This window comes from Bacillus sp. LM 4-2 (assembly GCF_000978495.1).
Classification (GTDB): Bacteria; Bacillota; Bacilli; order Bacillales; family Bacillaceae; genus Bacillus; species Bacillus subtilis.
Map to the genome: position 1 here is coordinate 2,742,088 of NZ_CP011101.1, position 23,247 is coordinate 2,765,334.

24 protein-coding genes, 1 tRNA gene and 1 other annotated feature are annotated in these 23,247 nt (G+C 44.3%); of the genes, 4 read left to right on the top strand and 21 right to left on the bottom strand.

Annotated elements, in window-relative coordinates; all coding sequences use genetic code 11:
- Window positions 1-74 precede the first annotated feature (74 nt).
- The 9 genes from tig to ilvB all read right to left on the bottom strand — a co-directional run bounded on the left by tig (window position 75) and on the right by ilvB (window position 10,732).
- Window positions 75-1,349 (bottom strand): trigger factor, encoded by a 1,275-nt coding sequence (gene tig / locus bslm_RS13670; RefSeq protein WP_003229611.1) that lies wholly within the window; start codon window positions 1,347-1,349, stop codon window positions 75-77.
- A 227-nt stretch (window positions 1,350-1,576) separates the two neighbouring features.
- The gene (ddcA, locus tag bslm_RS13675; RefSeq protein ID WP_003229609.1) at window positions 1,577-2,581 is read right to left on the bottom strand and encodes a DNA damage checkpoint antagonist DdcA; all 1,005 of its coding nucleotides are present in this window, start codon (window positions 2,579-2,581) and stop codon (window positions 1,577-1,579) included.
- Window positions 2,582-2,699: 118 nt separating this feature from the next.
- Window positions 2,700-3,299, bottom strand: coding sequence for a 3-isopropylmalate dehydratase small subunit (gene leuD / locus bslm_RS13680; protein ID WP_003229606.1), 600 nt, complete (start codon window positions 3,297-3,299; stop codon window positions 2,700-2,702).
- A gap of 12 nt (window positions 3,300-3,311) precedes the next feature.
- Entirely contained in the window at window positions 3,312-4,730 is a 1,419-nt protein-coding gene (gene leuC / locus bslm_RS13685; protein ID WP_003229604.1) for a 3-isopropylmalate dehydratase large subunit, read from the bottom strand.
- Between the two features lie 49 nt (window positions 4,731-4,779).
- Window positions 4,780-5,877, bottom strand: a complete 1,098-nt coding sequence (gene leuB / locus bslm_RS13690) for a 3-isopropylmalate dehydrogenase (protein ID WP_004399139.1) — start codon at window positions 5,875-5,877, stop codon at window positions 4,780-4,782.
- Between the two features lie 20 nt (window positions 5,878-5,897).
- Window positions 5,898-7,454 (bottom strand): 2-isopropylmalate synthase, encoded by a 1,557-nt coding sequence (locus tag bslm_RS13695; protein ID WP_009967929.1) that lies wholly within the window; start codon window positions 7,452-7,454, stop codon window positions 5,898-5,900.
- The gene (gene ilvC / locus bslm_RS13700; protein WP_003222549.1) at window positions 7,441-8,469 is read right to left on the bottom strand and encodes a ketol-acid reductoisomerase; all 1,029 of its coding nucleotides are present in this window, start codon (window positions 8,467-8,469) and stop codon (window positions 7,441-7,443) included. The genes bslm_RS13695 and ilvC overlap by 14 nt, the downstream gene beginning before the upstream one ends.
- A gap of 23 nt (window positions 8,470-8,492) precedes the next feature.
- A complete protein-coding gene (gene ilvN / locus bslm_RS13705) occupies window positions 8,493-9,011 on the bottom strand; it encodes an acetolactate synthase small subunit (RefSeq protein WP_004399096.1) in 519 nt (172 codons plus the stop codon).
- On the bottom strand, window positions 9,008-10,732 hold the full coding sequence (ilvB, locus tag bslm_RS13710) for an acetolactate synthase large subunit (protein WP_004398643.1): 1,725 nt from the start codon (window positions 10,730-10,732) through the stop codon (window positions 9,008-9,010). The genes ilvN and ilvB overlap by 4 nt, the downstream gene beginning before the upstream one ends.
- A gap of 121 nt (window positions 10,733-10,853) precedes the next feature.
- Window positions 10,854-11,100 (bottom strand) — a binding site (T-box leader).
- A gap of 447 nt (window positions 11,101-11,547) precedes the next feature.
- Here ilvB and cotQ point away from each other — a divergent pair.
- From cotQ to bslm_RS13725, 3 genes are all read left to right on the top strand, one after another.
- Window positions 11,548-11,883: an inner spore coat protein CotQ gene (gene cotQ, locus bslm_RS13715; protein ID WP_004398743.1), complete on the top strand. Its 336-nt coding sequence runs from the start codon at window positions 11,548-11,550 to the stop codon at window positions 11,881-11,883.
- Between the two features lie 168 nt (window positions 11,884-12,051).
- Window positions 12,052-12,507, top strand: a complete 456-nt coding sequence (locus bslm_RS13720) for a GNAT family N-acetyltransferase (protein WP_004399128.1) — start codon at window positions 12,052-12,054, stop codon at window positions 12,505-12,507.
- Between the two features lie 183 nt (window positions 12,508-12,690).
- Window positions 12,691-13,512: a YsnF/AvaK domain-containing protein gene (locus tag bslm_RS13725; protein ID WP_003229586.1), complete on the top strand. Its 822-nt coding sequence runs from the start codon at window positions 12,691-12,693 to the stop codon at window positions 13,510-13,512.
- A gap of 63 nt (window positions 13,513-13,575) precedes the next feature.
- Here bslm_RS13725 and bslm_RS13730 read toward each other — a convergent pair.
- The 12 genes from bslm_RS13730 to sdhC all read right to left on the bottom strand — a co-directional run bounded on the left by bslm_RS13730 (window position 13,576) and on the right by sdhC (window position 22,497).
- A tRNA-Arg gene (locus bslm_RS13730) sits at window positions 13,576-13,649 on the bottom strand.
- Window positions 13,650-13,779: 130 nt separating this feature from the next.
- Window positions 13,780-14,289 (bottom strand): metallophosphoesterase, encoded by a 510-nt coding sequence (locus bslm_RS13735; protein WP_046381254.1) that lies wholly within the window; start codon window positions 14,287-14,289, stop codon window positions 13,780-13,782.
- Between the two features lie 15 nt (window positions 14,290-14,304).
- The gene (locus bslm_RS13740) at window positions 14,305-14,901 is read right to left on the bottom strand and encodes an XTP/dITP diphosphatase (protein WP_010886588.1); all 597 of its coding nucleotides are present in this window, start codon (window positions 14,899-14,901) and stop codon (window positions 14,305-14,307) included.
- Window positions 14,902-14,913: 12 nt separating this feature from the next.
- Entirely contained in the window at window positions 14,914-15,651 is a 738-nt protein-coding gene (rph, locus tag bslm_RS13745; protein WP_003246039.1) for a ribonuclease PH, read from the bottom strand.
- Window positions 15,652-15,761: 110 nt separating this feature from the next.
- Window positions 15,762-16,862, bottom strand: a complete 1,101-nt coding sequence (gene gerM / locus bslm_RS13750) for a spore germination protein GerM (RefSeq protein ID WP_003229578.1) — start codon at window positions 16,860-16,862, stop codon at window positions 15,762-15,764.
- Window positions 16,863-16,976: 114 nt separating this feature from the next.
- Entirely contained in the window at window positions 16,977-17,795 is an 819-nt protein-coding gene (gene racE, locus bslm_RS13755; protein WP_015251521.1) for a glutamate racemase, read from the bottom strand.
- Window positions 17,796-17,802: 7 nt separating this feature from the next.
- Window positions 17,803-18,243, bottom strand: a complete 441-nt coding sequence (locus bslm_RS13760; RefSeq protein WP_003229573.1) for a MarR family winged helix-turn-helix transcriptional regulator — start codon at window positions 18,241-18,243, stop codon at window positions 17,803-17,805.
- 243 nt (window positions 18,244-18,486) lie between these two features.
- Window positions 18,487-18,711 (bottom strand): spore germination transcription factor GerE, encoded by a 225-nt coding sequence (gene gerE, locus bslm_RS13765; RefSeq protein ID WP_003184172.1) that lies wholly within the window; start codon window positions 18,709-18,711, stop codon window positions 18,487-18,489.
- A 115-nt stretch (window positions 18,712-18,826) separates the two neighbouring features.
- The gene (locus bslm_RS13770; protein WP_015251520.1) at window positions 18,827-19,270 is read right to left on the bottom strand and encodes an acyl-CoA thioesterase; all 444 of its coding nucleotides are present in this window, start codon (window positions 19,268-19,270) and stop codon (window positions 18,827-18,829) included.
- A 60-nt stretch (window positions 19,271-19,330) separates the two neighbouring features.
- The gene (sdhB, locus tag bslm_RS13775; RefSeq protein WP_003229569.1) at window positions 19,331-20,092 is read right to left on the bottom strand and encodes a succinate dehydrogenase iron-sulfur subunit; all 762 of its coding nucleotides are present in this window, start codon (window positions 20,090-20,092) and stop codon (window positions 19,331-19,333) included.
- A gap of 2 nt (window positions 20,093-20,094) precedes the next feature.
- Complete coding sequence (sdhA, locus tag bslm_RS13780; RefSeq protein ID WP_003229567.1) at window positions 20,095-21,855, bottom strand: succinate dehydrogenase flavoprotein subunit; 1,761 nt, start codon at window positions 21,853-21,855, stop codon at window positions 20,095-20,097.
- A gap of 33 nt (window positions 21,856-21,888) precedes the next feature.
- Entirely contained in the window at window positions 21,889-22,497 is a 609-nt protein-coding gene (gene sdhC / locus bslm_RS13785; protein ID WP_003222512.1) for a succinate dehydrogenase cytochrome B558, read from the bottom strand.
- 292 nt (window positions 22,498-22,789) lie between these two features.
- Between sdhC and bslm_RS13790 the strand changes: the two genes are divergently transcribed.
- Complete coding sequence (locus tag bslm_RS13790) at window positions 22,790-23,236, top strand: YslB family protein (protein ID WP_003222508.1); 447 nt, start codon at window positions 22,790-22,792, stop codon at window positions 23,234-23,236.
- The last annotated feature ends 11 nt before the right edge of the window (window positions 23,237-23,247 follow it).

The following is a 23,247-nucleotide window of genomic DNA, read 5'->3' on the forward strand; positions in this document are numbered from 1 at the left end:
TAACTCATAATTGTACAAAACAAGGCACGAATGATTCGCGCCCTGTTTTATTAGTACTATTATTATGCACCATATTAACGGTTTTCTACAAGAAAATCAATTGCTTTGCGAACTTTTAAATCTTCTTTCATCGCGTCAGTAGAACCGATGGCTTGTTTAATATTTTCAACAGGCATGTTGTATGCTTCAGCCATTTTTGTAAGCTCAGCATCAACTTCCTCATCTGATACTTCAAGGTTTTCCGCTTTCGCAATCGCCTCAAGAGTCAGGTTAGATTTTACGCGTTTTTCAGCATCTTCTTTCATTTGCTCTTTAAGCGCAGCTTCATCTTGGCCTGAGAATTGAGTGTAAAGCTCAAGGTTCATGCCTTGCATTTGCAGACGCTGTTCGAATTCTTTCAGCATGCGGTCAAGCTCAGTGTCGACCATTGCTTGAGGCACATCGATTTCAGCATTTTCAGAAGCTTTCAGAACAAGCTCTTCACGCAATTTAGCGTCAGCTTCGTTTTCTTTTGCTTCTTCTAAACGTTTCTTTGTTTTTTCAGTTAATTCAGCAAGTGTTTCCACTTCTTCATCGATATCTTTTGCGAATTCATCGTCAAGCTCAGGAAGCTCTTTCGCTTTGATTTCGTGAATTTTCACTTTAAACACAGCTGGTTTGCCTGCAAGATCTTCAGCGTGGTACTCCTCAGGGAATGTCACTTCAACATCCTTCTCAGCACCTGCTTCAAGGCCAACTAATTGATCTTCGAAGCCAGGGATGAATGAACCAGAACCTACTTCTAGAGAGTAGTTTTCAGCTTTTCCGCCTTCGAAAGCTTCGCCGTCAACGAATCCTTCGAAATCAAGAACAACTGTGTTTCCTTCTTCAACGGCGCCTTCTTCTTTTACAACAAGCTCAGCTTGACGCTCTTGAAGGGCTTTTAGTTCGTTTTGAACATCTTCGTCAGTTACAGTTGTGTCGTCTTTTTCAATGCCCAGGCCTTTGTATTCGCCAAGCTTCACTTCAGGTTTTACTGTTACTTTCGCAGTGAAGATTAAGCTTTCGCCTTTTTCGATTTTTTCAACATCGATTTCAGGACGGTCTACAGGCTCGATTCCAGCTTCTTCAACCGCTTTAGGGTATTCTACAGGAAGAAGAATATCCAAAGCATCTTGGTAAAGAGCTTCTACGCCAAAGCGCTGTTCGAATAATCCGCGAGGAATTTTACCTTTACGGAATCCAGGAATTGAAACTTGTTTTACTACTTTTTTAAATGCATCATCAAGTGCTGTTTTAAACGTTTCAGCATCAACTTCAACCGTTAAAACGCCTTCGTTGCCTTCTTGTTTTTCCCATTTTACAGACATGTGTTTCCCTCCAAAAATCTATTCAGGTTGTGTCGGTCTTCCATTCTAAAGCAATCATTCGGCTTCGTCCAACAAAAACAAAGCTGCCAAAGATCAGAATCATTATGTATAGATGTTAATAATGAACTGCAAAGCCTGTCCAACCGTATTTCTTATAACCCGTTATACACAAATACAACCACTATATTATAACATAACACATAGCGCTTTCAACTATATGGCGCGATTTACAAATAAGAAATTTCTTCAATATCTTTTAACATTGTGCAAGCTTCATCGAGTTCTCTGTCTGTAAATTCATACATCATATGAAGTTCTTCGCTTTCAATTTCAATCCCGTGCATCTCGTAACCGACTTTATGAAGGGCAGCCGCCCAAAGGTCAGCCGACAGCAATTTCGGCTGGAACGGATATAAAACGTACAAATGTCTTCTCCACAATTCTTCTACTGCTGCATATAAGGTTGGATTTTCATTTCCAAGTGTCTCATCTAGCACCCTGAGAACACGGTGAAGAATCGGCGCGGCATCAGGCGGAACAATCTCTGACGGTTCAATTGTCAACGACTCGCCAAATTTACTAATGTGTACAGGTTTACTGTACTCATGCTCAGCCAACAGCATGACAATCATCGTTTTGATAATCGGATGGGCTGAGGGGTCTTGGAGGATTGTTTTGAGCAATCCTGTATACTTTGCTACGTTACGGTCTTTTAAGGAATGAATGAGATTCATTTGCTCCTCAGGGCTTGCCAGCACTTTCTCGGTGTCAATTGTATCCTCATATTCTTCGGCCCAAGCCTCGTCCTCACGATCCGGATCGGTCATTTTCCGGCTGAAATCCAGCAGCTTATAAAATTGCTCGGCACTTTCTGCCGGCAGCTGATTTTCTTCCAAAACGGCTTCAATGGTGCTTTTGACTTCTTCGTACTTTTTGAGCTGAATTAAGATGGTCATGTACACCTGCAAAACCGTAAAATAATGGCCATAACCTTCTTTGAGCATCTTCTCGCACACGCTTTCTGCCTCTTCCAGCTCGCCCAGCTCTAAAAAGCAGATGGCCATCCCTAAGTGAAGATCGGATTCAGTATCATCATATTTCATCGCTTCTGAAAACAGTTCAAGCGCTTCTTGATACTTTTTTTCCTTGAGTGATGACATCCCTTTTTCCACAAGGCGGTCTTTCAGATGAGGAAAAGGAATAATTTTTGCGTTTTTCTTGTCATGCGTCATACCTATATTCCTTTCAGGCATTTATTTTGTTCAAGTGTATCAACACCTGTGAACAAAAACAAGAAATGAAAGGTTTCACCAGGCAAAAAAAGCCGCCGGACAAATACCGGCCGCTTTTTCAGGCTTGAAGCCAAGAGCTTCTTTGTGATTCAAATTGCTTGATTTCATCTTCCAGCAGCAGCGTTAATGAAATTTCATCATATCCGTTGATCAGCATCTCTTTCCAATGCGGATCAACTTCAAATGAAATTTGATTGCCTTCACTGTCATGAATCAGCTGATTTTCAAGGTCAACAGTCATTTGCAATGACTGGTTTTCATACTGGCCGACAAGCTGTTTCCAATTGTCATATGGCATGCGGATCGGAAGCATGCCGTTTTTAAAGCAGTTCTGATGGAAAATATCAGCGAATGACGGCGCAATGATAATTTTAAACCCATAATCATCAAGTGCCCACGGAGCGTGTTCACGCGATGACCCGCAGCCGAAGTTTTCTCCTGCTATTAAAATGGAAGCTCCTTGATAAACAGGCTGGTTTAATTCAAATTCAGGGTTCGGTTCACCATTCGCATCATATCTCCAGTCAAAGAATGCAAAACGTCCGTAGCCTGTTCTTTCAATCCTCTTCAAAAATTGCTTAGGAATAATCTGGTCTGTATCCACATTGATCCGATTTAATACGGCTGCTTTCCCCGTATGTGATTTCAAAGGTTCCATCTCGCGCACTCCTTACACAACTGTTTTTTCCTGATAAAACTTTCTGACATCAACGAAGTGTCCGTGAATGGCAGCCATCGCAGCCATTGCCGGGCTGACGAGATGTGTTCTTGCACCTTTTCCTTGTCTGCCCTCGAAGTTGCGGTTAGAGGTTGATGCACAGCGCTCTCCCTCAGGAACAACATCATTATTCATACTCAAACACATGCTGCAGCCTGACTCTCTCCATTCAAATCCAGCTTCCAAGAAAATCTGGTCAAGCCCTTCTTTTTCAGCCTGAAGCTTCACGCTTTGGGATCCGGGCACGACGATGGCCCTTACGCTGTCAGCTACCTTCTTCCCTTTGATCATGTCAGCAGCCTGTCGAAGGTCAGTCATGCGGGAATTTGTGCAGGAACCGATAAATACGTGCTCCACTTTAATGTCTTCAATTTTTTGGTGAGGAGTCAATCCCATATATTCATAAGCACGAATCGCTTCTTTTTTATCGTCTTCTGCAGAAAAGCTTTCCGGCGCAGGAACTTCAGAATCGACAGGAAGAACCATTCCCGGGTTAATGCCCCATGTCACCATAGGGGAAATTTTGTTGCCGTCAAGGACGATAGATTTATCGTAAACAGCGCCCGGGTCTGTGCGCAGCGCCTTCCATTCCTCTACGGCCTTGTCAAATTCTTCGCCTTTTGGCGTGTACTTGCGATTTTTGCAATATTCAAACGTCACCTCGTCAGGTGCAATCAAACCTGCTCTTGCTCCTGCTTCAATTGACATGTTACAAACAGTCATTCGTTCATCCATCGTCATATTTCTGAATACTTCCCCAGTGTATTCAATGACGTAGCCTGTGCCGAATTTCACACCGTATTTGCCGATGACAGCAAGGATGACATCCTTTGCCGTTACCCCTTTTTGAAGCGTTCCATCTACGCGCACTTCAAGTGTTTTTGGACGCTGCTGCCAAAGTGTCTGTGTGGAAAGGACATGTTCAACTTCACTCGTCCCGATTCCAAATGCAAGAGCGCCGAAAGCGCCATGTGTTGATGTATGACTGTCACCGCACACAATCGTTTTCCCTGGAAGCGTTAAGCCTAGTTCAGGTCCGACGACATGGACAATCCCTTGATCCACACTGTGAAGATCGGCAAGGCGCACGCCAAATTCCTCACAGTTTCTTTCAAGCGCCGTTACCTGGCGTTTCGCAACTTCATCCTTTATCTCAAAACGATTGACAGTCGGGATGTTGTGGTCCATTGTCGCAAATGTGTTTTGGGGTCTTCTGACCTTTCTTCCCTTTTGTCTCAAGCCTTCAAATGCCTGAGGAGACGTCACCTCATGAATGAGGTGCAAATCAATATAGAGAAGATCCGGCTTTCCCTCACCATGTTTTACAATATGCTGATCCCAAATCTTTTCGATGATTGTTCGAGGCATCATCTTTTATTTCCTCCCTCTACCTAGAGCTAAGACCGCTTAACGTAAGCTGTCACACATTAGAAATTGTATTTTCACTCATGATTGCTGCCTTAACTTCCTCTGTAATGGCCTGAGTGCTGCTGAACTCTTCACTCCGTGCCAAGTCTCTTGTTCTTTTTCCAGAAGCCAAGACTTTGTTTACCGCATCTTCTACAGCTTTCGCTTCCTCTTCAAGCCCGAAAGATGTTCTCAAAAGCATTGCCGCTGACAATATGGCTGCGAACGGATTTGCCATCCCTTTACCGGCAATATCAGGCGCGGAGCCATGAACAGGTTCAAACAGATGAAGGCCAGAGCTTGATAGGCTGGCTGACGGGAGCATTCCGAGCGAGCCTGTAAGCATGGACGCTTCATCGCTTAAAATATCACCGAACATATTTTCAGTCACCACGACATCAAATTGATTCGGTGCATAAATTAGCTGCATGGCCGCGTTATCCACAAGCATGTGCTCAAGCTTCACATCAGGAAATTCTTGTGCAACGTCCTCAGCCACTTCACGCCACAGCCGGCTTGATTCAAGAACATTCGCTTTATCTACAGAGGTCACTTTGCCTTTTCTGGCTGCCGCCATTTTGAAGCCCTCTCTGATCACTCGTTCAATTTCCGTTCGCTTATAAAACAGTGTATCTACTGCTTCCTGCTCACCTTCAGTGTTTACATAACGTTTGCTCGGCTGGCCGAAATACAAGCCGCCTGTGAGCTCACGAACGATAACGAAATCAACATTATCTATATATTCTTTTTTCAAAGGCGAAGCGTCAGAAAGGCTTTCAAATACCTTCACAGGCCGCAAATTCGCAAACAAATCAAGCTGTTTTCTGATGCTGAGCAGCCCTTTTTCCGGTCTCAGTTCCGAAGGATTTTGATCCCATTTCGGTCCGCCGACAGCACCAAGCAATATCGCGTCTGCATTTTTACAAGCAGCAACGGTTTCCTCCGGGAGGGGGTTATGATGTTCATCAATAGCCGCCCCTCCAATCAGGCCATATTCAAATTCAAATTCATGGTTAAAGCGTTCGGCAACACTTTTCAGTACGTCTGTCGCTGATTCTAATACTTCAGGGCCGATCCCGTCTCCGGGCAATAGAGCAATACGTTTCTTCAAGTTAACCGTTCTCCTTTCTTTTATGATCCGACAGCTGTGTGGTTTTTCAATCCGCTCATATTCGACTGGAAAACCAATTGACGGTTTACTGCGTTCAAATAGGCTTTCGCTGATGCTTCTAATACGTCTTGCGCTATGCCCCGCCCTGCTGATTCTTTTCCGTTCACCAAAACTCTTACATACACCTGGGCAAATGCATCTTCGCCTTTTCTATTAGACTGAATGCGGTAGTCTAAGAGCTCCACATCCTTATCGATGCAGCGCTCAAGCGTATTGTAGATTGCTTCCACGCTTCCAGCTCCAGTTGCAGCTTCCTGAATAAGCTGTGCGTTTTCTTGATTTTTCAAAGATAGAGTAGCCGTAGGGACCTGACTTGTTCCGTAATGTACTTGCAGAGAAAGAAATTCATACCCAATCTTGCGATCTGTTACTTTTTCTTCTAAAATAAGAGAAACAAGATCCTCATCAGTGATTTCTTTTTTCTTCTCAGTCAACTCTTTGAACATCGTAAAGAATTTATTAATCTCTTCACTGTCAAATTGGAATCCTAAAGCAGTCAGCCGGTCTTTAAATGCGTGGCGTCCGGAATGTTTACCTAGGACAAGCGCATCTGCGGTTACGCCGACAAGCTCCGGTGAAATAATTTCATAAGTCGATTTTTCCTTTAAAAAGCCGTCCTGATGGATGCCTGATTCATGAGCAAATGCATTATCTCCAACAACCGCTTTGTTGCGCGGGACAGCCATGCCTGTCAGTTTGCTTACTAAATCACTTGTTCTCTTAATCTCGTTCAGCGTAATACCTGTTTCGACTTGGTAGAAATCTTTTCTGGTATGGAGGGCTACGGCAATTTCCTCTAATGCCGCGTTTCCGGCTCTTTCACCGATCCCGTTCACAGCGCATTCGATTTGATCAGCGCCATTTTCAATCGCAGCAAGAGAGTTTGCGACTGCCATTCCCAAATCATCATGACAGTGGGCTGAAAGCTTTGCTTTGTGAATGTTCGGAACGTTTTCTTTCATATATTTAAAGATATTTCCGTATTCCGCCGGGGCCAGGTAGCCGACAGTGTCCGGAAGATTGATAACACTGGCGCCTGCGTCAATCACTTTCTCGACGATTTCTGCTAGAAACGGCAGTTCAGTGCGGCAGGCATCTTCAGCTGACCATTGCACAATCGGAAAACGTTCTTTTGCGTATTTCACCATTCCAACTGCTCTTTCAATGACTTGTTCACGTGTCATTTTCAGCTTGTGCTTCAAATGAATGTCCGATGTCGCGATAAATACATGAATTCTTGGTTGAGCGCCATCCTTTAACGCTTCCCAAGCAGCATCAATATCACCTTTTACACAACGGGCCAGACCAGTTACTGAACAATTTTTAATGGTTCTTGCGATTTCCTGAACAGCTAAAAAGTCACCTCGGGACGAAGCGGGAAATCCCGCTTCAATGATGTCTGCCCCGAGTCTTTCGAGCTGCTTAGCTATGGCAAGTTTCTCCTGTGTATTCAAGTTCACTCCAGGGGACTGTTCACCATCACGAAGCGTCGTATCGAAAAAATTAATTTTGCGCAACGGAGACCACCGCTTCCTTCTTCTTGCCTTGTTTCACAAACGGCATCATTTCACGAAGCTTTCTTCCCACTACTTCGATTTGATGTTCGTTCTCGCTTGCATTGATAGCGTTGAAACGAGGACGGTTTACTTGGTTTTCGACGATCCACTCTTTTGCGAATGTACCGTTTTGGATATCTTTTAATACTTCTTTCATAGATTCTTTTACTTTAGCGTCCACAACGCGAGGGCCTGATACGAAATCTCCCCACTGTGCTGTGTCAGAGATTGAATATCTCATTCCTGCAAGTCCTTCTTCGTACATAAGGTCTACGATTAATTTCAGCTCATGAAGACACTCGAAGTATGCAAGTTCAGGCTGATAACCTGCTTCAGTTAAGGTTTCAAATCCGGCTTTGACAAGCGCGCTTAATCCGCCGCAAAGAACTGCTTGCTCACCGAACAAATCTGTTTCTGTTTCTTCTTTAAATGTCGTTTCTAATACGCCCGCTCTTGCGCCGCCGATTCCTTTAGCATAAGCGAGGGCTTTGTCTCTTGCTTCTCCAGTCACATCTTGATAGATTGCGAACAATGCAGGTACGCCAGCTCCTTGCTCATATGTTCTTCTTACCAAGTGTCCCGGGCCTTTAGGGGCCACTAAGAATACATCTACATCCGCCGGAGGAACAATTTGATGGAAATGCACGTTAAATCCATGAGCGAATACTAATGATTTTCCTGCTGTCAATTCATCTTTGATTTCAGCTTCGTATACTTTTTGCTGCTGCTCATCCGGAAGCAGAACCATGATGATTTCGGCTTGGGCTGCCGCTTCTTTTACTGAAAATACTTTATGTCCGTCTTCTTGGGCTTGAGTGAAAGATTTTCCTTGTCTAACACCGACGATCACGTCTACTCCGCTTTCTTTAAGGTTCAGGGCATGTGCGTGGCCTTGCGAACCGTACCCGATAACCGCTACTGTTTTTCCAGCCAATACGTTCTCTTTGATATCACCGTTATAATATACTTTTACCATTTCAATCTCTCCCTTGTTATGTTTTATACAATAGATATTGTTTTATTGGATGACGCCTTTTGCTGGGTTCCCCTCGCAAAAGCCGTTGTACCTGTTCTCGCGATTTCTTTAATGCCATAAGGTTTTAATAACTCAATAAGCGCTTCAATTTTGTTAGATTCACCTGTCACCTGAACAACGATGCTGTCTCTGCTGACATCAACGACAGAGGCTCTAAACGGTTCTATGATTCCATTAATCTCTGTTCTTGTTGAAGGTGCGGAGACAACCTTGATTAAGGCCAGCTCCCTCTGGACAATCGATTGATTTGTGATGTCTGTGACTTTCAGCACATCAATCTGTTTGTTGAGCTGTTTCGTTAACTGTTCAACATCATTTTCACCTTCAACATGAACGACGAAGGTGATTCTGGAAACGCCGGCTGTTTCTGTGTGTCCAACTGTAATGCTTTCAATGTTGTAATGCCTTTTTGTGAATAGACCGGTGATCCGGTTTAACACCCCGGAGCGGTTCACCACAGTCAATGTGATAATTCTTTTCAAGGTTTCACCCCCACCATTTCATGCAGCCCTTTCCCCGGAGCCACCATCGGGAATACTTTTTCTTCGCTGGCAACCCGCACGTCAATGACAACAGGTTCTCTTGATGTTAATGCCTCTTCCAGCTTTTCCTTTGCTTCCGCTTCTGATGAAATTCTGATGCCTTTAATGCCGTATGCTTCGGACAATTTGACGAAGTCAGGCTGAGAAGCGAATTTAGATTCTGAATAACGTTCTTCATAGAAAATTTCCTGCCACTGTCTGACCATTCCGAGACAAGCGTTATTTAAAATCACTACCTTGACCGGAAGATTTAATTCGCGAATAACATCGAGTTCTTGAAGCGTCATTTGGAATCCGCCGTCTCCGACAACCGCGACAACAGTAGCATCTTTTTCGGCCAGCTGTGCGCCGATCGCCGCCGGAAGACCGAATCCCATCGTTCCAAGTCCGCCTGACGTGACCCATTTATCTGCTTTTTGGAACGGATAAAATTGCGCTGACCACATTTGATGCTGGCCTACATCCGTTGCGACAATGGCCTCTCCTTTTGTAAATTGATGAATATATTCAATCAATTTCTGAGGTTTAAAACCTTCTTCTTCATTATCTACATACCAGAGCGGATACTCTTCTTTCCATTCTGCGAGCTGTTTTTTCCATTCGCTTGAATCGCTTTGTTTGCCGTCTTGTTTGATCAGCTCCTGCAGGACAATTTTGCTGTCTCCGACTACAGGAATCTGTGTTTTCATGATTTTTCCGATTTCAGCTGGATCAATATCGATGTGGGCTATCTTTGCGTTTCTGGCAAAGTGTTTCAGGTTTCCTGTGACACGGTCATCAAAACGGGCGCCGATACTGATTAATAGATCACATTCATGAAGGGCCATATTGGCTGTATAAGTACCGTGCATTCCCGCCATCCCTAGGAAAAGCGGATGGTCAGCCGGGAAGCCTCCGAGCCCCAAAAGGGTGTGTGCCACAGGGATTTGCTGCTGTTCAGCATAATTTTTTAATTCTTCTGACGCTTTTCCGTGCAGTACGCCCGCACCCGCCAGGATCACCGGTTTTTTCGCACTGCTCACGGCTTCCACAAGCTTGCGGATCTGCAAATAATTCGGCTCTGTTGTCGGCTGGTATCCCGGGAGATTCATCTCATGATCGTAGCTGAATTCTCCTTCAATTGTTGCTACATCTTTCGGAATATCAATCAATACAGGTCCGGGTCTTCCAGTTGTTGCAATATGGAACGCTTCTTTAATGATGCGCGGCAGATCTTCCGGCTGGCGAACCTGGTAGCTGTGTTTTGTTACTGGCATCGTAATCCCTAAAATGTCTGCTTCCTGAAATGCATCGCTCCCGATTACAGAGGTTGCTACCTGCCCTGTAAAGACGACTAACGGCAATGAATCAATCATGGCATCAGCAAGGCCTGTAACAAGGTTTGTCGCTCCCGGCCCTGACGTGGCAATGACGACACCCGGTTTTCCGGAGACCCTTGCGTATCCCTCCGCTGCATGAATTGCTCCTTGTTCGTGACGGGGAAGGATATGTACCAACCCTGAATTGTATAGCTTATCGTAAATCGGAAGCACAGCCCCGCCCGGATAACCGAAGATCATTTCTACTTTCTCTTTTTTTAATGATTCAATCAGCATTAATGCTCCGCTCATCGTCTGTGTACATTCGGCAGATGCTGAATCCACCTGTACATTAGTCCCCATTTTAGTTCCTCCTTTTGGATTTTCATCCTTTAAAGATCATCTTTTCATTAGCTAGATAGCTGATTATTCAATAAAAAAAGCCCTTCCGCCCACAATCAGCCGCGCAGTAACTGCGATAGCTAAAAGGGGCGAAAAGGCTTTTCTTTCCGCGGTACCACCCTTGTTTACGGCCTGTTAATCGGCCGTCTCATGGATATTTCTATCCGCTTTAGTAACGAGTGAATCAAGTTCACCCGGCCAAGTCCTACTGTCATTTCAGACTGGCACTCTGAGGCGAGTTCACCTTGTAAAGCTTCGCCGGTTCTCAGCTAACCCGGTTCTCTGTGGAAAACTTTATCAAGGCTACTTATCCTCATCTGCGCTTTTCATATTCAGCCTTCGGAACGGCTTTCCAGCTGTTCAAGAAGGTCGTTTGTTTTTCATTTTTTTAGAATCATACTGCGATGATTTTCGCTTGTGAAGCTTGCATTTATCTTTTGTTGAACTCATATTACGCCGCTTTGGACGCAGTGTCAACAGCATTTTTTAAAATTATTAGACAATTTTGATTAATCAATCTATATTGTATACGCTTTCATTATTGGTACAAAAGGAATTGCAAATGTTAAAAGTTTTTATAATTTTTTTATTAATCTATCAAGAATACACCAGAATTATTTAATTTTATATAAACATGGAAGATTTTATAACACGATATGGTTCGTATATGGATTGAGTCTGACAGATCATCTTGCAATCCATTTCAATTTCGGATAGGCACTTCTCTTGTTCCCTCGGCATACATTAATGATATCTTGCAAAGAAAAGGTGATACGATGAATAAATCATTTGCAGACATGCAAGGATTTCCTGCGGGCTTTCCAAGCTTCCCCAACTTTCCGCAGCAGTACTATCCTGCTGTCCCTCCCTTTTACCAGCAAAGCCAGCAGCCATTTGGAGGCTACGGATACGGACAGCCGTTCAGTCAGGCATACAGCCCGTTAACCACTCCCTCTGGAATGTACTCCTCATTCCCATACGCTTCAGGATTTTACGGACAGCAATTTTCAGGTGCAGGCTTTAGCGGCCATGGCGGCAGCTTAAGTGCTCCAGCGATACATGCCGGCGGATTCAGCGGGGCGCCAGGCGTACACGGAGGCTTTAGATATTAAAGAATACCACAAGGGCCGAACATCTATTGCGGTCCTTTTATTGTTTTAAAACGACTTCACAAGTACAGTCACATTTTCTGTCTTTATATTTGGAAACAGGATGGAATATGATTAAGATGAATTGAACGATATTCTGCACAATCCGTAAGTTTTCGAGGAGGAATAAAATTGCATATAAAAATAGACGATTTAACTGGACGTCAGGTGGTTTCACTGGTGAATGAGCATTTACATAGCATGACGCTTATGTCCCCGCCAGAAAGCATTCATGCCTTAGGTCTAGAAAAACTAAGAGGGCCTGAAATAACATTTTGGAGCGCATGGGAAGGTGATGAACTAGCTGGCTGCGGAGCGCTAAAAGAACTGGACACCCGGCATGGAGAAATCAAATCAATGCGAACATCTGCATCACATTTAAGAAAAGGCGTTGCCAAACAAGTTCTCCAGCACATCATTGAAGAAGCCGAGAAGCGAGGCTATGAGCGGTTAAGCTTAGAAACGGGTTCAATGGCTTCATTTGAGCCGGCAAGAAAATTGTATGAAAGCTTCGGTTTCCAGTATTGTGAACCGTTTGCAGACTACGGTGAAGATCCAAACAGTGTGTTTATGACGAAGAAATTGTGAGACGGCTTTATAAGGATAGATAAGTGCAGGGGAAGGTCTGTCTTATCTATCTTTTTTTATATTCACACATTTTTCACCTTTATGATACACGCCAATGTTTTCAATTTTGTTTAATTCAAAGAACAGCGGGAATTACAAACGACATGAACGATATCATGCAAATTCATAAAGGAGGAGATTGATATGAAAAGCATAGTTGGTGTATATGAAACTCCGCAGGAAACCATCGCAGCGATTGAAGGCTTACTTACAAAAGGCTATGATTCTGATGACATTTCTGTTGTGACAAGCCGGCGAGATACAGATTATTTGGAGTCACGTACAGGAACAGAAGTCAATCAAGCTATCGATGCACATCAGGACGAATCTGAATCTTTTTTCGATAAACTGAAAGATTATTTCACAATGGATGATACTGCTACACACAGCAAAGCATTATCCGACTTGGATATTAAAACTGATGAAATAGACAAGTATCAAGAAGATTTGGATGACGGAAAACTTCTGGTAGCCGTCGATACAGATGCAGATGTAATTGCTCCTATTGATAACGGCAATGCCCTTTCAGGCGGCTTTTCAAGCACAAATGAATTGGATTATACAACGAAAGAAGAAAAAACGATGCCGCTCCGGGAAGAACAGCTGAAGGTCGATAAGGAAGACGTTCAAACCGGCGAAGTAGAAATAGGAAAAGAAGTGAAAACAGAAAAAAGAGATATGGACATTCCGGTGAGACATGATGAAATTTATGTCGAACGCCGTCCAGTGGATGAAAATAAAACGGACGCTGCTCCCGTCAACGATTCGGAAGAGATCAGAGTTCCAATCGTTGAGGAAAAGCTGGAAGTGACTAAAAAACCGGTTGTCACTGATGAAGTGGTTGTCGGCAAACGCACTGTTGAAGAAAATGAACATATTTCTGAAACTGTGAAAAAAGAAGAACCTCGTCTGAATAAAGAAGGAAAAGTTGACGGCTTGGATGATGATCCGTTAAATAACAAATGAAAATCATAGACCGACAACAAAAAACCTCAAATCCTAAATGGATTTGAGGTTTTTCTTTTGGTACGTCCCAGGAGAGATTCGAACTCCCGACCGACGGCTTAGAAGGCCGTTGCTCTATCCAGCTGAGCTACTGGGACACGTTTTGTTTTTTTGTTTTTCGCTTTAACTATCAGCGACAAGATTTATTATATATGGGATGCAATAATAAGTCAACGGTTTTTTAGAATTTTTTTCATGAGGAAGAAAATTTTCTTCCTCATGACATTTTCATAGTGTGACTCGATTTTGCAGATCCTCAATTTCATTGCCTGCTTGGTCGTAAAAACGGACTGTCGCAGCATCATTTTCTAATGTCAGTATAGCATAGCTTTCTGTCCTGCGCACCCTCGGAAGCCGGATGCTGCCTGGGTTAATCATCAGTTTTCCGCGCAGCACTTCGCTTCCCGCGATGTGCGAATGCCCGAAGCAGATAACATCCGCCCCGAGCTCCTCTGCACGATAGTATACGTTTAACAAGGTCTGTTTTATACCGTGAAGGTGGCCGTGTGTGACTAGTATTTTTCTTGAGCCGGCAGTCAGAAGAAGCTCGTCCTTAAAATCGCCGGCAAAATCGCAATTGCCTTTTACAACCGCATAAGGCTCCAATGCAGGATGCCTCGTCTCAAGCTCAGAGTCCCCGCAATGAATCATGAGATCAACTTCTGCCTCATGCCATTTCGCAATGGTTTGGAGTTCTTCTTCAAGCCCATGGCTGTCACTGATAATCAGCACGTTCATGTACAAGCTTCCTCCTTATGCCTCCAAAAGCTTAGACAGCTTTTTAAGCGCGTCAGCCCTATGGCTGATTTTATTTTTTTCATCACTTGTCAGTTCAGCCATCGTCTTATCTTTATCTTTCACGATAAAAATTGGGTCATAGCCAAAGCCATATTCTCCTCTCGGTTCTTCAGCAATATACCCTTCAACATGGCCTTCGACTGTTTTTGTTTCCTCTCCGGGAATACTCACGGCCAGTGCGCAGCGGAAACGGGCGGTGCGCTGTTCTTTTTCGATACCTTTCAGCTCGCTGAGCACTTTTTCGATATTTGCCTGGTCGTCTTTCTGTTCCCCTGCATAGCGGGCTGAATAAACCCCGGGTCTGCCGCCAAGATTATCGATGGATAGTCCGGAGTCATCCGCAATCACCATTTTGTTCACTGCTTTGGCAACAGCTTCCGCTTTCATAATGGCATTTTCTTCAAATGTATGGCCTGTTTCTTCAATTTCCTCTGTGAATCCAATTTCAGCTAAAGATTTGACATCATAGCCTCTTGGCTCAAGAATTTCTTTGAATTCCTTCACTTTTCCCGGATTATGTGTTGCAATAATTGCTTCTTTCATGATGATCAAGCCTTTCTGTCTTTATTTCAGTTCTGGCAGAGAATCACCCAGCACTTCTTTTTGCTTGTCAATCAGCTCTTGGATTCCTTTTTCCGCAAGACCCAGAAGACCGTTCAGATCCTCTCTAGAAAAAGTTGCCTCTTCCCCGGTTCCCTGCAATTCCACAAAACGGCCGCTGCCTGTCATGATGACATTCATGTCAACTTCAGCAGAGGAATCTTCTTCATAATTTAAATCTAACAAAATTCCCTGTTCCTTATCAATTCCAACAGAGATTGCAGCAAGAAAATCAGTGATCGGATTTGTCTTGATTGTTCCTGCTTTGATCAGCTTGCCAATCGCAATCGCCATAGCAAGAAATGCGCCTGTAATGGAAGCTGTTCTAGTTCCTCCATCAGCTTGAATGACATCACAGTCAATCCAAATCGTCCGTTCACCGAGCTTTTCCAGATCTACAACAGCTCGAAGCGCGCGGCCGATCAGGCGTTGGATCTCCATTGTTCTGCCGGAAATTTTCCCCTTAGAAGATTCTCTGATTGTTCTTTGGTTTGTTGCCCGCGGCAGCATGCTGTACTCTGCTGTAATCCAGCCTTTCCCTCCGCCCCGCAAAAACGGCGGTACGCGGTCCTCAACAGACGCGTTGCAGATTACCTTTGTATTTCCCGCTGTTATTAGAACAGAACCTTCCGGATGGCTGATAAAATCCAAATCGAATGTGATTGGACGCAGCTCATCGTGTTGTCTTCCGTCATGTCTCATGTTTTACCTCCGATTGTATGTACATAAACCATTTTTGTCCCGGAATTGAATAAAGAAAGAGGCAGCCGGAACGCTAACCTCTTTCTTCCTAGTATATCAAAAATCCCAATTTAAAAACTACCCGTATTCACTTGAGAAGGTCTGGAGACCGGTTCTGTGAGCTTTTCGCCTTTTTCATTTACAAGCTCTGATTTTCCGTTCACTTTAACAGAGACGCTTTTTACATCCGGCTGCTCCGTTAACGTCAGCACAATGCTGTTCAGCACTTCTGAAGAAATCATTTTCGTCTTCTCATCGGCGCTGCCGAATATAGATTGATTGAAATCCAACGTCACGCGCCCGTCTTTGATTTTCGGTTTGCTGACCAGCTTTACATCTTCACTGAAGTCTGTTAACAGCCCGCTCACCTTGCTTGGCCCTTTAGCCAATTCATTAATGGCTGCCGTAATGTCGTCTTTTTCCGAATTGTCGATTCGTTTGGTCACCGGCACGTAGTATTCACTGTCTTCGTTTTCCGCCAAGTAGTAGACTGTCAGCGGATGGGTAGCAGTGAGATCATTTACACCGGCTGTCTCCAAATTAATGCCGTCTTTGCGGCTTAAATCATCTGAGATCGGCGTCCCTCCTACAGGCATCTCCTTCAGTTCATGCCCGTTTATTCTCAGCTTCACTTTATCTATCGAACTAAATTGCGTCAGCGTCCACGTCACAGATTGAACGATTTTCTGTTCGTCTTCTTTCTTATAATTTTTGAACTCATTAGAGAAATCAGCTATCGCGGTTCCATCTTTTTTGATGTCAACGTTAACGGTGGTGTCAGCCGGCAATACAGCTCTGAAGCCATTCGGAAGAATTTCAGACACAGGCCCGCCCTGTACGAGGTATTCAAGCGCCTGCTTAGCCGTGCTCTCACTTTTAGGGAGAGGCAGCGTTTGCGCAACAACATACCCGTTTTTATCAATGAGATAAAGCTCCCTCATAACAGTAGATGAGGCTTGATCCGCTTTTGCTGTATCGCTTTTTTCGCTTTCTGTTTTTTTGGCTGCTGTTGTATTTGAATTGGCACCCGCTTCATCGTTCACGAATGTAACATCTTGAGGCGGATCAATTTCCTCGGCTGCCTTATCAGATTGAAACAAACCGCATCCGGATAAAAGCAAGGCAGAGGTGAGACAAGTGGCACCAATGACTGCAGGTCCTTTTTTCAGCATACTTTTCCCTCCTAAGGATGTTTGTACTATTATGTATACGAGCCTCTTTAGGAAATAGACCGAAGAATTCCGGCAAAACAGAAAAAAACCCGCAACATACCGTTGCGGGGAAAACTATCTTCTAATCGGTTCTTGCAGTGAGATGCATTCCACATGGCCGACTTCATGGCCAAACCAATCGTCTGCGATTTTTGCAAACTGATCACGCGCCCCTGTTGTCAGGAATTGATGATCCGGGGCATTCGCAGACTGGTTCAGCAGCCCTTTATACGAGAGAATCGTGCTGACTTCCCGGGCTGTTTCATCGCCGGACGAAATAATGTTAACGTGTTCTCCCATATATCTTTGAATGGCTTCTTTCAAAATGGGATAGTGGGTGCAGCCTAAAATCAGCGAATCAATCGATGTGTCTTTTAACGGATACAGCGAGGTTTTGACAATCTCGTCTGCTGTTTTGTCGAGAAACTTCCCGCTTTCTACAAAAGGCACAAGCAGCGGGCAGGCAAGGTTTTCAACCTTCAGATCAGGGTTTAATGCCAAAAGCGCCTCTTCGTATGCATTGCTCTTAATCGTATTCTCTGTGCCGATGACACCGATATGCTGATTATCCGTCACTTTTATCGCTGCTCTCGCACCAGGCTGGATCACTCCGACCACCGGTATACCGACGCTTCGCTGGATGTCATCCAATGCGATCGCTGTTGCTGTGTTACAGGCGATCACGAGCATTTTGATGTGGTGGTTTTCGAGTAAATAATTCGTCAGCTCCCACGTATATTGAAGCACCTCTTCTTCAGGGCGCGGCCCATAAGGACACCGTTTCGTATCCCCGACGTAGATAATATTTTCTTTAGGTAGCTGTCTCATGATTTCCTTCGCAACGGTTAAACCGCCAACCCCGGAATCAATGACTCCTATTGGTTGTTCCAACAAAATCGCCTCATTTTCTCTTCATTTCATGCTGCAGTTTCATCAAAGATTTTTCGAAGATGGCTATTTCTTCATCTGTAAACGATTCGAACATATCACGCAGATATTCCTGTCTTTTTGTAATGACCTCTTGGATAATCCGTTCTCCTTCAGGCAGCAGATGTATCCGGACGACACGTCTGTCCGCCGGGTCCTTGACCCGCTCAACAAGCTCATTTTTTTGCATGCGGTCGATTAAGTCCGTTGTCGTGCTGCATGCCAGATACATTTTGCCCGATAATTCACCGATTGTCATATCTCCTAATTCATAAAGCCATTGCAAGCCGACAAATTGCGGCGGCGTAATCGCATATTGATTAAGGATTTCTCGTCCTTTTTGCTTAATGATCGCGGCAATGTGGCGGAGTGACTTTTCAATATCCGCAACATGCTCCAAAGGTTTTGATGTCATTTGTCCATCCCTCACTCAAGGATCTCTTACGCACAAAAGCGTTCCGTGTCTATTTTCCTTCTTTTTTGAAGAAAATGCAAGACTCGCAGGAGAGAAATAGAGGACTTTAGTCAAACAACATCAAGAAATAAAATTTAATTTATGACTTGCCTACGTTTTGCACAGCATTCCAAATATGGTTTCGAATGTTCCAAACAAACAGCAATAACCGGCTCCTTCCAAAAGAAGGAATACCGGCAAGGATTAAAGCTCTAGCTCACCCATTCTAAGAAGCTCAACAACGGCTTGCGAACGCCCTTTCACACCCAATTTCTGCATGGCATTTGAAATATGGTTTCGAACGGTTTTCTCACTGATAAATAGCTCGCTTGCAATCTCCTTTGTTGTCTTATCTTGAACGAGCAATTCGAACACTTCTCTTTCTCTTTTCGTTAGCAGCGGCTTCGATTGAAATTCTTTCTCCTTCAAGTATTGTAACCCTCCTTGCTAAGGTGAGAGCGAATCAGAAACGAATGGGTTTTGATATAGTCGAGATATCATATGTAAGAAGGGCGCAGGAGGTGACGTTTACAAGATAATTAGTTTATCGTGTATGAAGAAGCGTTTCTTTCTCCTCATCTGTCCAGCTGACAGCTTTGCCGCTTTCCTTTGAGACTTGAACCATCACGACTGCCCCGGTGAAGCAGGGCTCGCCTTCGAGGTTCTCTCCGAGATAGTGCAAGGTAAGAGATGAACTGCCGACTGCGCTTGTTTTCACATAGATGCGCAACTCTTCATAAGGCATGACTTGGCGCAAATAATCGCATTGCTGGCTTGCCACGACTGTCATGGTCTGTTTGTTTTCACTCATCATATTCAACTTTTTAAAATAAGAAATCCGCGCCTCCTCAAAATATATAAAAGGGGTTACATTATTCATATGCCCAAACATGTCTGTCTCCGAAAATCTTACGGATACCTCATTGAAAAAAGAAAAGGATGTTTTCCATTCTTGAAACGGCATATCAATATAAGCGGGAAGCTTCATCTTTTTTCATCTCCTTATTGTTTAAAAAAACCTCTCCCATGCGGAAGAGGTTTTTTCTTCTTATACTCTGTCGCTTCCGAAGAAATTGCGGAACGCTTGTAAGTTTGTATCTCTATTCAAGGCTGCAATCGAAGTGGTAAGCGGAATCCCCTTCGGACAGGATTGAACACAGTTTTGCGAGTTGCCGCAATCTGCAAGGCCGCCTTCATCCATTAATGCTTCTAATCGTTCAGATTTATTCATGGCGCCTGTCGGATGCGCGTTAAACAGGCGGACTTGCGACATCGGTGCAGGCCCCATGAACTTCGATTTGCTGTTCACATTCGGGCAAGCTTCGAGGCAGACGCCGCATGTCATGCATTTTGATAATTCATATGCCCATTGACGGCGTTTTTCCGGCATTCTCGGCCCCGGTCCTAAATCGTACGTACCGTCAATCGGTATCCACGCTTTTACTTTTTTCAATGAATCAAACATTCTGCTGCGATCAACCTGCAAATCACGAACAACTGGGAATGTTTTCATTGGTTTTAAACGGATCGGCTGTTCAAGCTGGTCGATAAGCGCCGTGCAAGACTGGCGGGGTTTTCCGTTTATGACCATTGAACATGCGCCGCATACTTCCTCAAGACAGTTCATATCCCATGTGACAGGGGTTGTCTTCTCACCTTTGACATTAACCGGATTCCGGCGGATTTCCATCAGAGCGGAAATGACGTTCAGATTCGGGCGGTATGGAATCTCAAATTCTTCATCGTAAGGCGTGCTGTCGGCTGTATCTTGACGTGTGATAATAAATCGTATGGTTTTTTGTTCACTCATGATTATTTCGCCACCTTCTTCTTCGAGTAATCCCGTTTCCGAGGCGTTATCAGTGATACATCGACATCCTGATACTCAAATTCCGGCGCTTCATACGGGCTTACATGTTTAGCCATTGTTGTTTTGAGCCATTCGTCATCATTACGTTCAGGATAATCCGGTTTATAATGGGCGCCCCGGCTTTCATTACGGTTGTATGCGCCAAGGGTAATCACCCTCGCAAGCTGAAGCATGTTCGAGAACTGGCGTGTGAACATCGCTCCCTGGTTGCTCCATTTTGTCGTGTCATTGATGTTGATCTTTTTGAAGCGCTCCATTAACTCCTGAATTTTGTCATCCGTTTTCAAAAGCTTGTCATTATGGCGGACAACCGTTACGTTCGCCGTCATCCACTCACCGAGCTCTTTGTGAAGAACATAGGCATTTTCGGTTCCGTCCATACTCATAATATCAGCCCATTTTTCTTCTTCTTTCTTAACGTGAGCGTCGAATAAAGATGAAGACATGTCTTCCGCTGAAGATTCTAAGCCGTTTACATATTTCACCGCATTCGGACCGGCCACCATGCCTCCGTAAATCGCAGACAGCAGGGAGTTCGCTCCCAAGCGGTTGCCGCCGTGCATAGAATAATCACATTCCCCAGCCGCAAACAGTCCAGGGATGTTTGTCATTTGATCGTAATCTACCCATAAACCGCCCATAGAATAATGGACCGCCGGGAAGATTTTCATTGGGAGCTTACGCGGGTCGTCTCCCATGAATTTCTCATAAATCTCAATGATGCCGCCAAGCTTAATATCAAGCTCTTTCGGATCTTTATGAGACAGATCGAGATATACCATGTTTTCACCGTTAATGCCGAGCTTCTGGTTCACACACACATCAAATATTTCGCGTGTCGCAATATCACGCGGCACCAGGTTTCCGTATGCCGGATATTTTTCCTCCAGGAAATACCATGGTTTGCCGTCTTTATATGTCCACACGCGCCCGCCTTCACCACGCGCTGATTCACTCATCAGTCTTAATTTGTCATCGCCCGGTATGGCTGTCGGGTGGATTTGAATGAATTCTCCGTTTGCATAATACGCTCCCTGCTGATAAACGATTGACGCAGCAGATCCTGTATTAATCATGGAGTTCGTTGATTTTCCAAAGATGATTCCCGGTCCGCCCGTCGCCATAATGACAGCGTCTGAACGGAAGGATTCAATTTGCATGTTTGTCAGGTTTTGTGCAACAATTCCACGGCAGGTTCTGTCATCATCTAAAACAGCGCCAAGGAATTCCCAGCCTTCGTATTTTGTGACCAGACCCGCAACTTCGTATCTGCGCACTTGCTCGTCCAGTGCGTAAAGCAGCTGCTGTCCCGTTGTCGCACCAGCATAAGCAGTTCTGTGGTGCTGTGTACCCCCGAATCGGCGGAAATCAAGCAGGCCTTCAGGCGTCCGGTTAAACATGACGCCCATCCGGTCTAATAAGTGGATGATTGAAGGCGCCGCTTCACACATCGCCTTGACCGGCGGCTGGTTGGCAAGAAAGTCTCCCCCGTATACCGTGTCATCAAAATGTTCCCACGGAGAGTCACCTTCCCCTTTTGTATTGACCGCTCCGTTTATGCCGCCTTGCGCACAAACCGAATGAGAACGTTTGACAGGAACGATGGAAAACAACTTAACCGCCATTCCTGATTCCGCTGCTTTAATTGTCGCCATGAGGCCGGCAAGACCCCCGCCGACTACGATAATGCTTGATTGACTCATGATAGCCCCTCTCCCTCTAGTAATCTAGTACTCTTAAACAAATGCAAAAATCGCTTTTAAGCCTACGTATGACAGTGCAACAAAAATAATCAGCGTAACGTATGTCGAAATTCTTTGAGAACGAGGCGTTACCGTGATGCCCCAAGTAACAGCGAAAGACCATAAACCGTTCGAGAAGTGGAAAATTGTTGATAAAACACCGACAATGTAAAAACCAAGCATAGCCGGAGAGCTCAAAATATTCGCCATCATGTCGAAATTGACCTCAGCGCCCATTTGTGCGGCAATGCGGGTTTCCCACACGTGCCAGCTGACAAAAATGAGGGTGATGATACCGGTTACACGCTGCAGGACGAATAGCCAGTTTCTCATGTAGCTGTATTGGCCTGCGTTATTTTTCGCAGTAAACGCTATGTACACACCATAAACTGCATGATAAATTAATGGTAAGAAGATAATAAAAATTTCCAAGGCATACCTGAAAGGCAGGCTATCCATAAAATGAGCAGCGCTATTGAATGCTTCAGCGCCCCTTGCGGCAAACTGGTTGACGACTAAATGCTGAATAAGAAAGATGCCGACCGGTATGACGCCAAGCAAGGAATGCAATCTTCGAAAATAAAACTCTCTGTTCCCAGACATTACTTTACCCCCTGTTTGATAAGTGCGAAATGTGCTAAATCTCTTCCCCCACTTCTTTCAATTGTAAGCACTTTATTAAGATTTATTGACAATTTCATTTTACTCCTCCCTCAAAAGGGCGTCAAGAAAACGCGTACATAAATTATAATTTTCCGAATTGATTAGTTGATTGAAAAATTTTATTTTATCAATATATATTTCTTGCTTAATTTTTCATAAGAATTACAGGATCATTCTGTAATCCTCCCCCCTGTTTAAGCTATAATATACGCAGGAGAGAGGGGAGACAGATATGAAGTCTAAATTTGAAGCATCTATTGACAACCTAAAAGAAATTGAAATGAACGCCTATGCCTACGAACTAATACGAGAGATCGTTCTCCCAGATATGCTTGGCCAAGATTACTCTTCCATGATGTATTGGGCAGGAAAACATCTCGCCCGTAAGTTTCCTCTTGAATCATGGGAGGAATTTCCGGCCTTCTTTGAAGAAGCGGGCTGGGGAACCCTCACCAACGTAAGCGCTAAAAAACAGGAGCTTGAATTTGAACTTGAAGGGCCGATCATTTCCAACCGGCTTAAACATCAGAAAGAACCTTGCTTTCAGCTGGAGGCTGGTTTTATCGCTGAACAAATTCAATTGATGAATGATCAGATTGCCGAATCATATGAACAAGTGAAAAAGAGAGCCGATAAAGTGGTTCTGACTGTGAAATGGGATATGAAAGACCCAGTGTAATCAAAAAGGCG

Bases quoted from the DNA above. Each gene is read 5' to 3' on its own strand.
- ddcA (WP_003229609.1), bottom strand. From the start codon at position 2,581: ATGACGCATGACAAGAAAAACGCAAAAATTATTCCTTTTCCTCATCTG.
- bslm_RS13790 (WP_003222508.1), top strand. From the start codon at position 22,790: ATGAAGTCTAAATTTGAAGCATCTATTGACAACCTAAAAGAAATTGAA.
- sdhA (WP_003229567.1), bottom strand. From the start codon at position 21,855: ATGAGTCAATCAAGCATTATCGTAGTCGGCGGGGGTCTTGCCGGCCTC.
- leuC (WP_003229604.1), bottom strand. From the start codon at position 4,730: ATGATGCCTCGAACAATCATCGAAAAGATTTGGGATCAGCATATTGTA.
- sdhC (WP_003222512.1), bottom strand. From the start codon at position 22,497: ATGTCTGGGAACAGAGAGTTTTATTTTCGAAGATTGCATTCCTTGCTT.
- gerM (WP_003229578.1), bottom strand. From the start codon at position 16,862: ATGCTGAAAAAAGGACCTGCAGTCATTGGTGCCACTTGTCTCACCTCT.
- cotQ (WP_004398743.1), top strand. From the start codon at position 11,548: ATGAATAAATCATTTGCAGACATGCAAGGATTTCCTGCGGGCTTTCCA.
- ilvB (WP_004398643.1), bottom strand. From the start codon at position 10,732: ATGGGGACTAATGTACAGGTGGATTCAGCATCTGCCGAATGTACACAG.
- bslm_RS13735 (WP_046381254.1), bottom strand. From the start codon at position 14,289: ATGAACGTGCTGATTATCAGTGACAGCCATGGGCTTGAAGAAGAACTC.
- ilvC (WP_003222549.1), bottom strand. From the start codon at position 8,469: ATGGTAAAAGTATATTATAACGGTGATATCAAAGAGAACGTATTGGCT.
- rph (WP_003246039.1), bottom strand. From the start codon at position 15,651: ATGAGACATGACGGAAGACAACACGATGAGCTGCGTCCAATCACATTC.
- leuD (WP_003229606.1), bottom strand. From the start codon at position 3,299: ATGGAACCTTTGAAATCACATACGGGGAAAGCAGCCGTATTAAATCGG.
- bslm_RS13725 (WP_003229586.1), top strand. From the start codon at position 12,691: ATGAAAAGCATAGTTGGTGTATATGAAACTCCGCAGGAAACCATCGCA.
- bslm_RS13760 (WP_003229573.1), bottom strand. From the start codon at position 18,243: ATGACATCAAAACCTTTGGAGCATGTTGCGGATATTGAAAAGTCACTC.
- sdhB (WP_003229569.1), bottom strand. From the start codon at position 20,092: ATGAGTGAACAAAAAACCATACGATTTATTATCACACGTCAAGATACA.
- tig (WP_003229611.1), bottom strand. From the start codon at position 1,349: ATGTCTGTAAAATGGGAAAAACAAGAAGGCAACGAAGGCGTTTTAACG.
- bslm_RS13770 (WP_015251520.1), bottom strand. From the start codon at position 19,270: ATGAAGCTTCCCGCTTATATTGATATGCCGTTTCAAGAATGGAAAACA.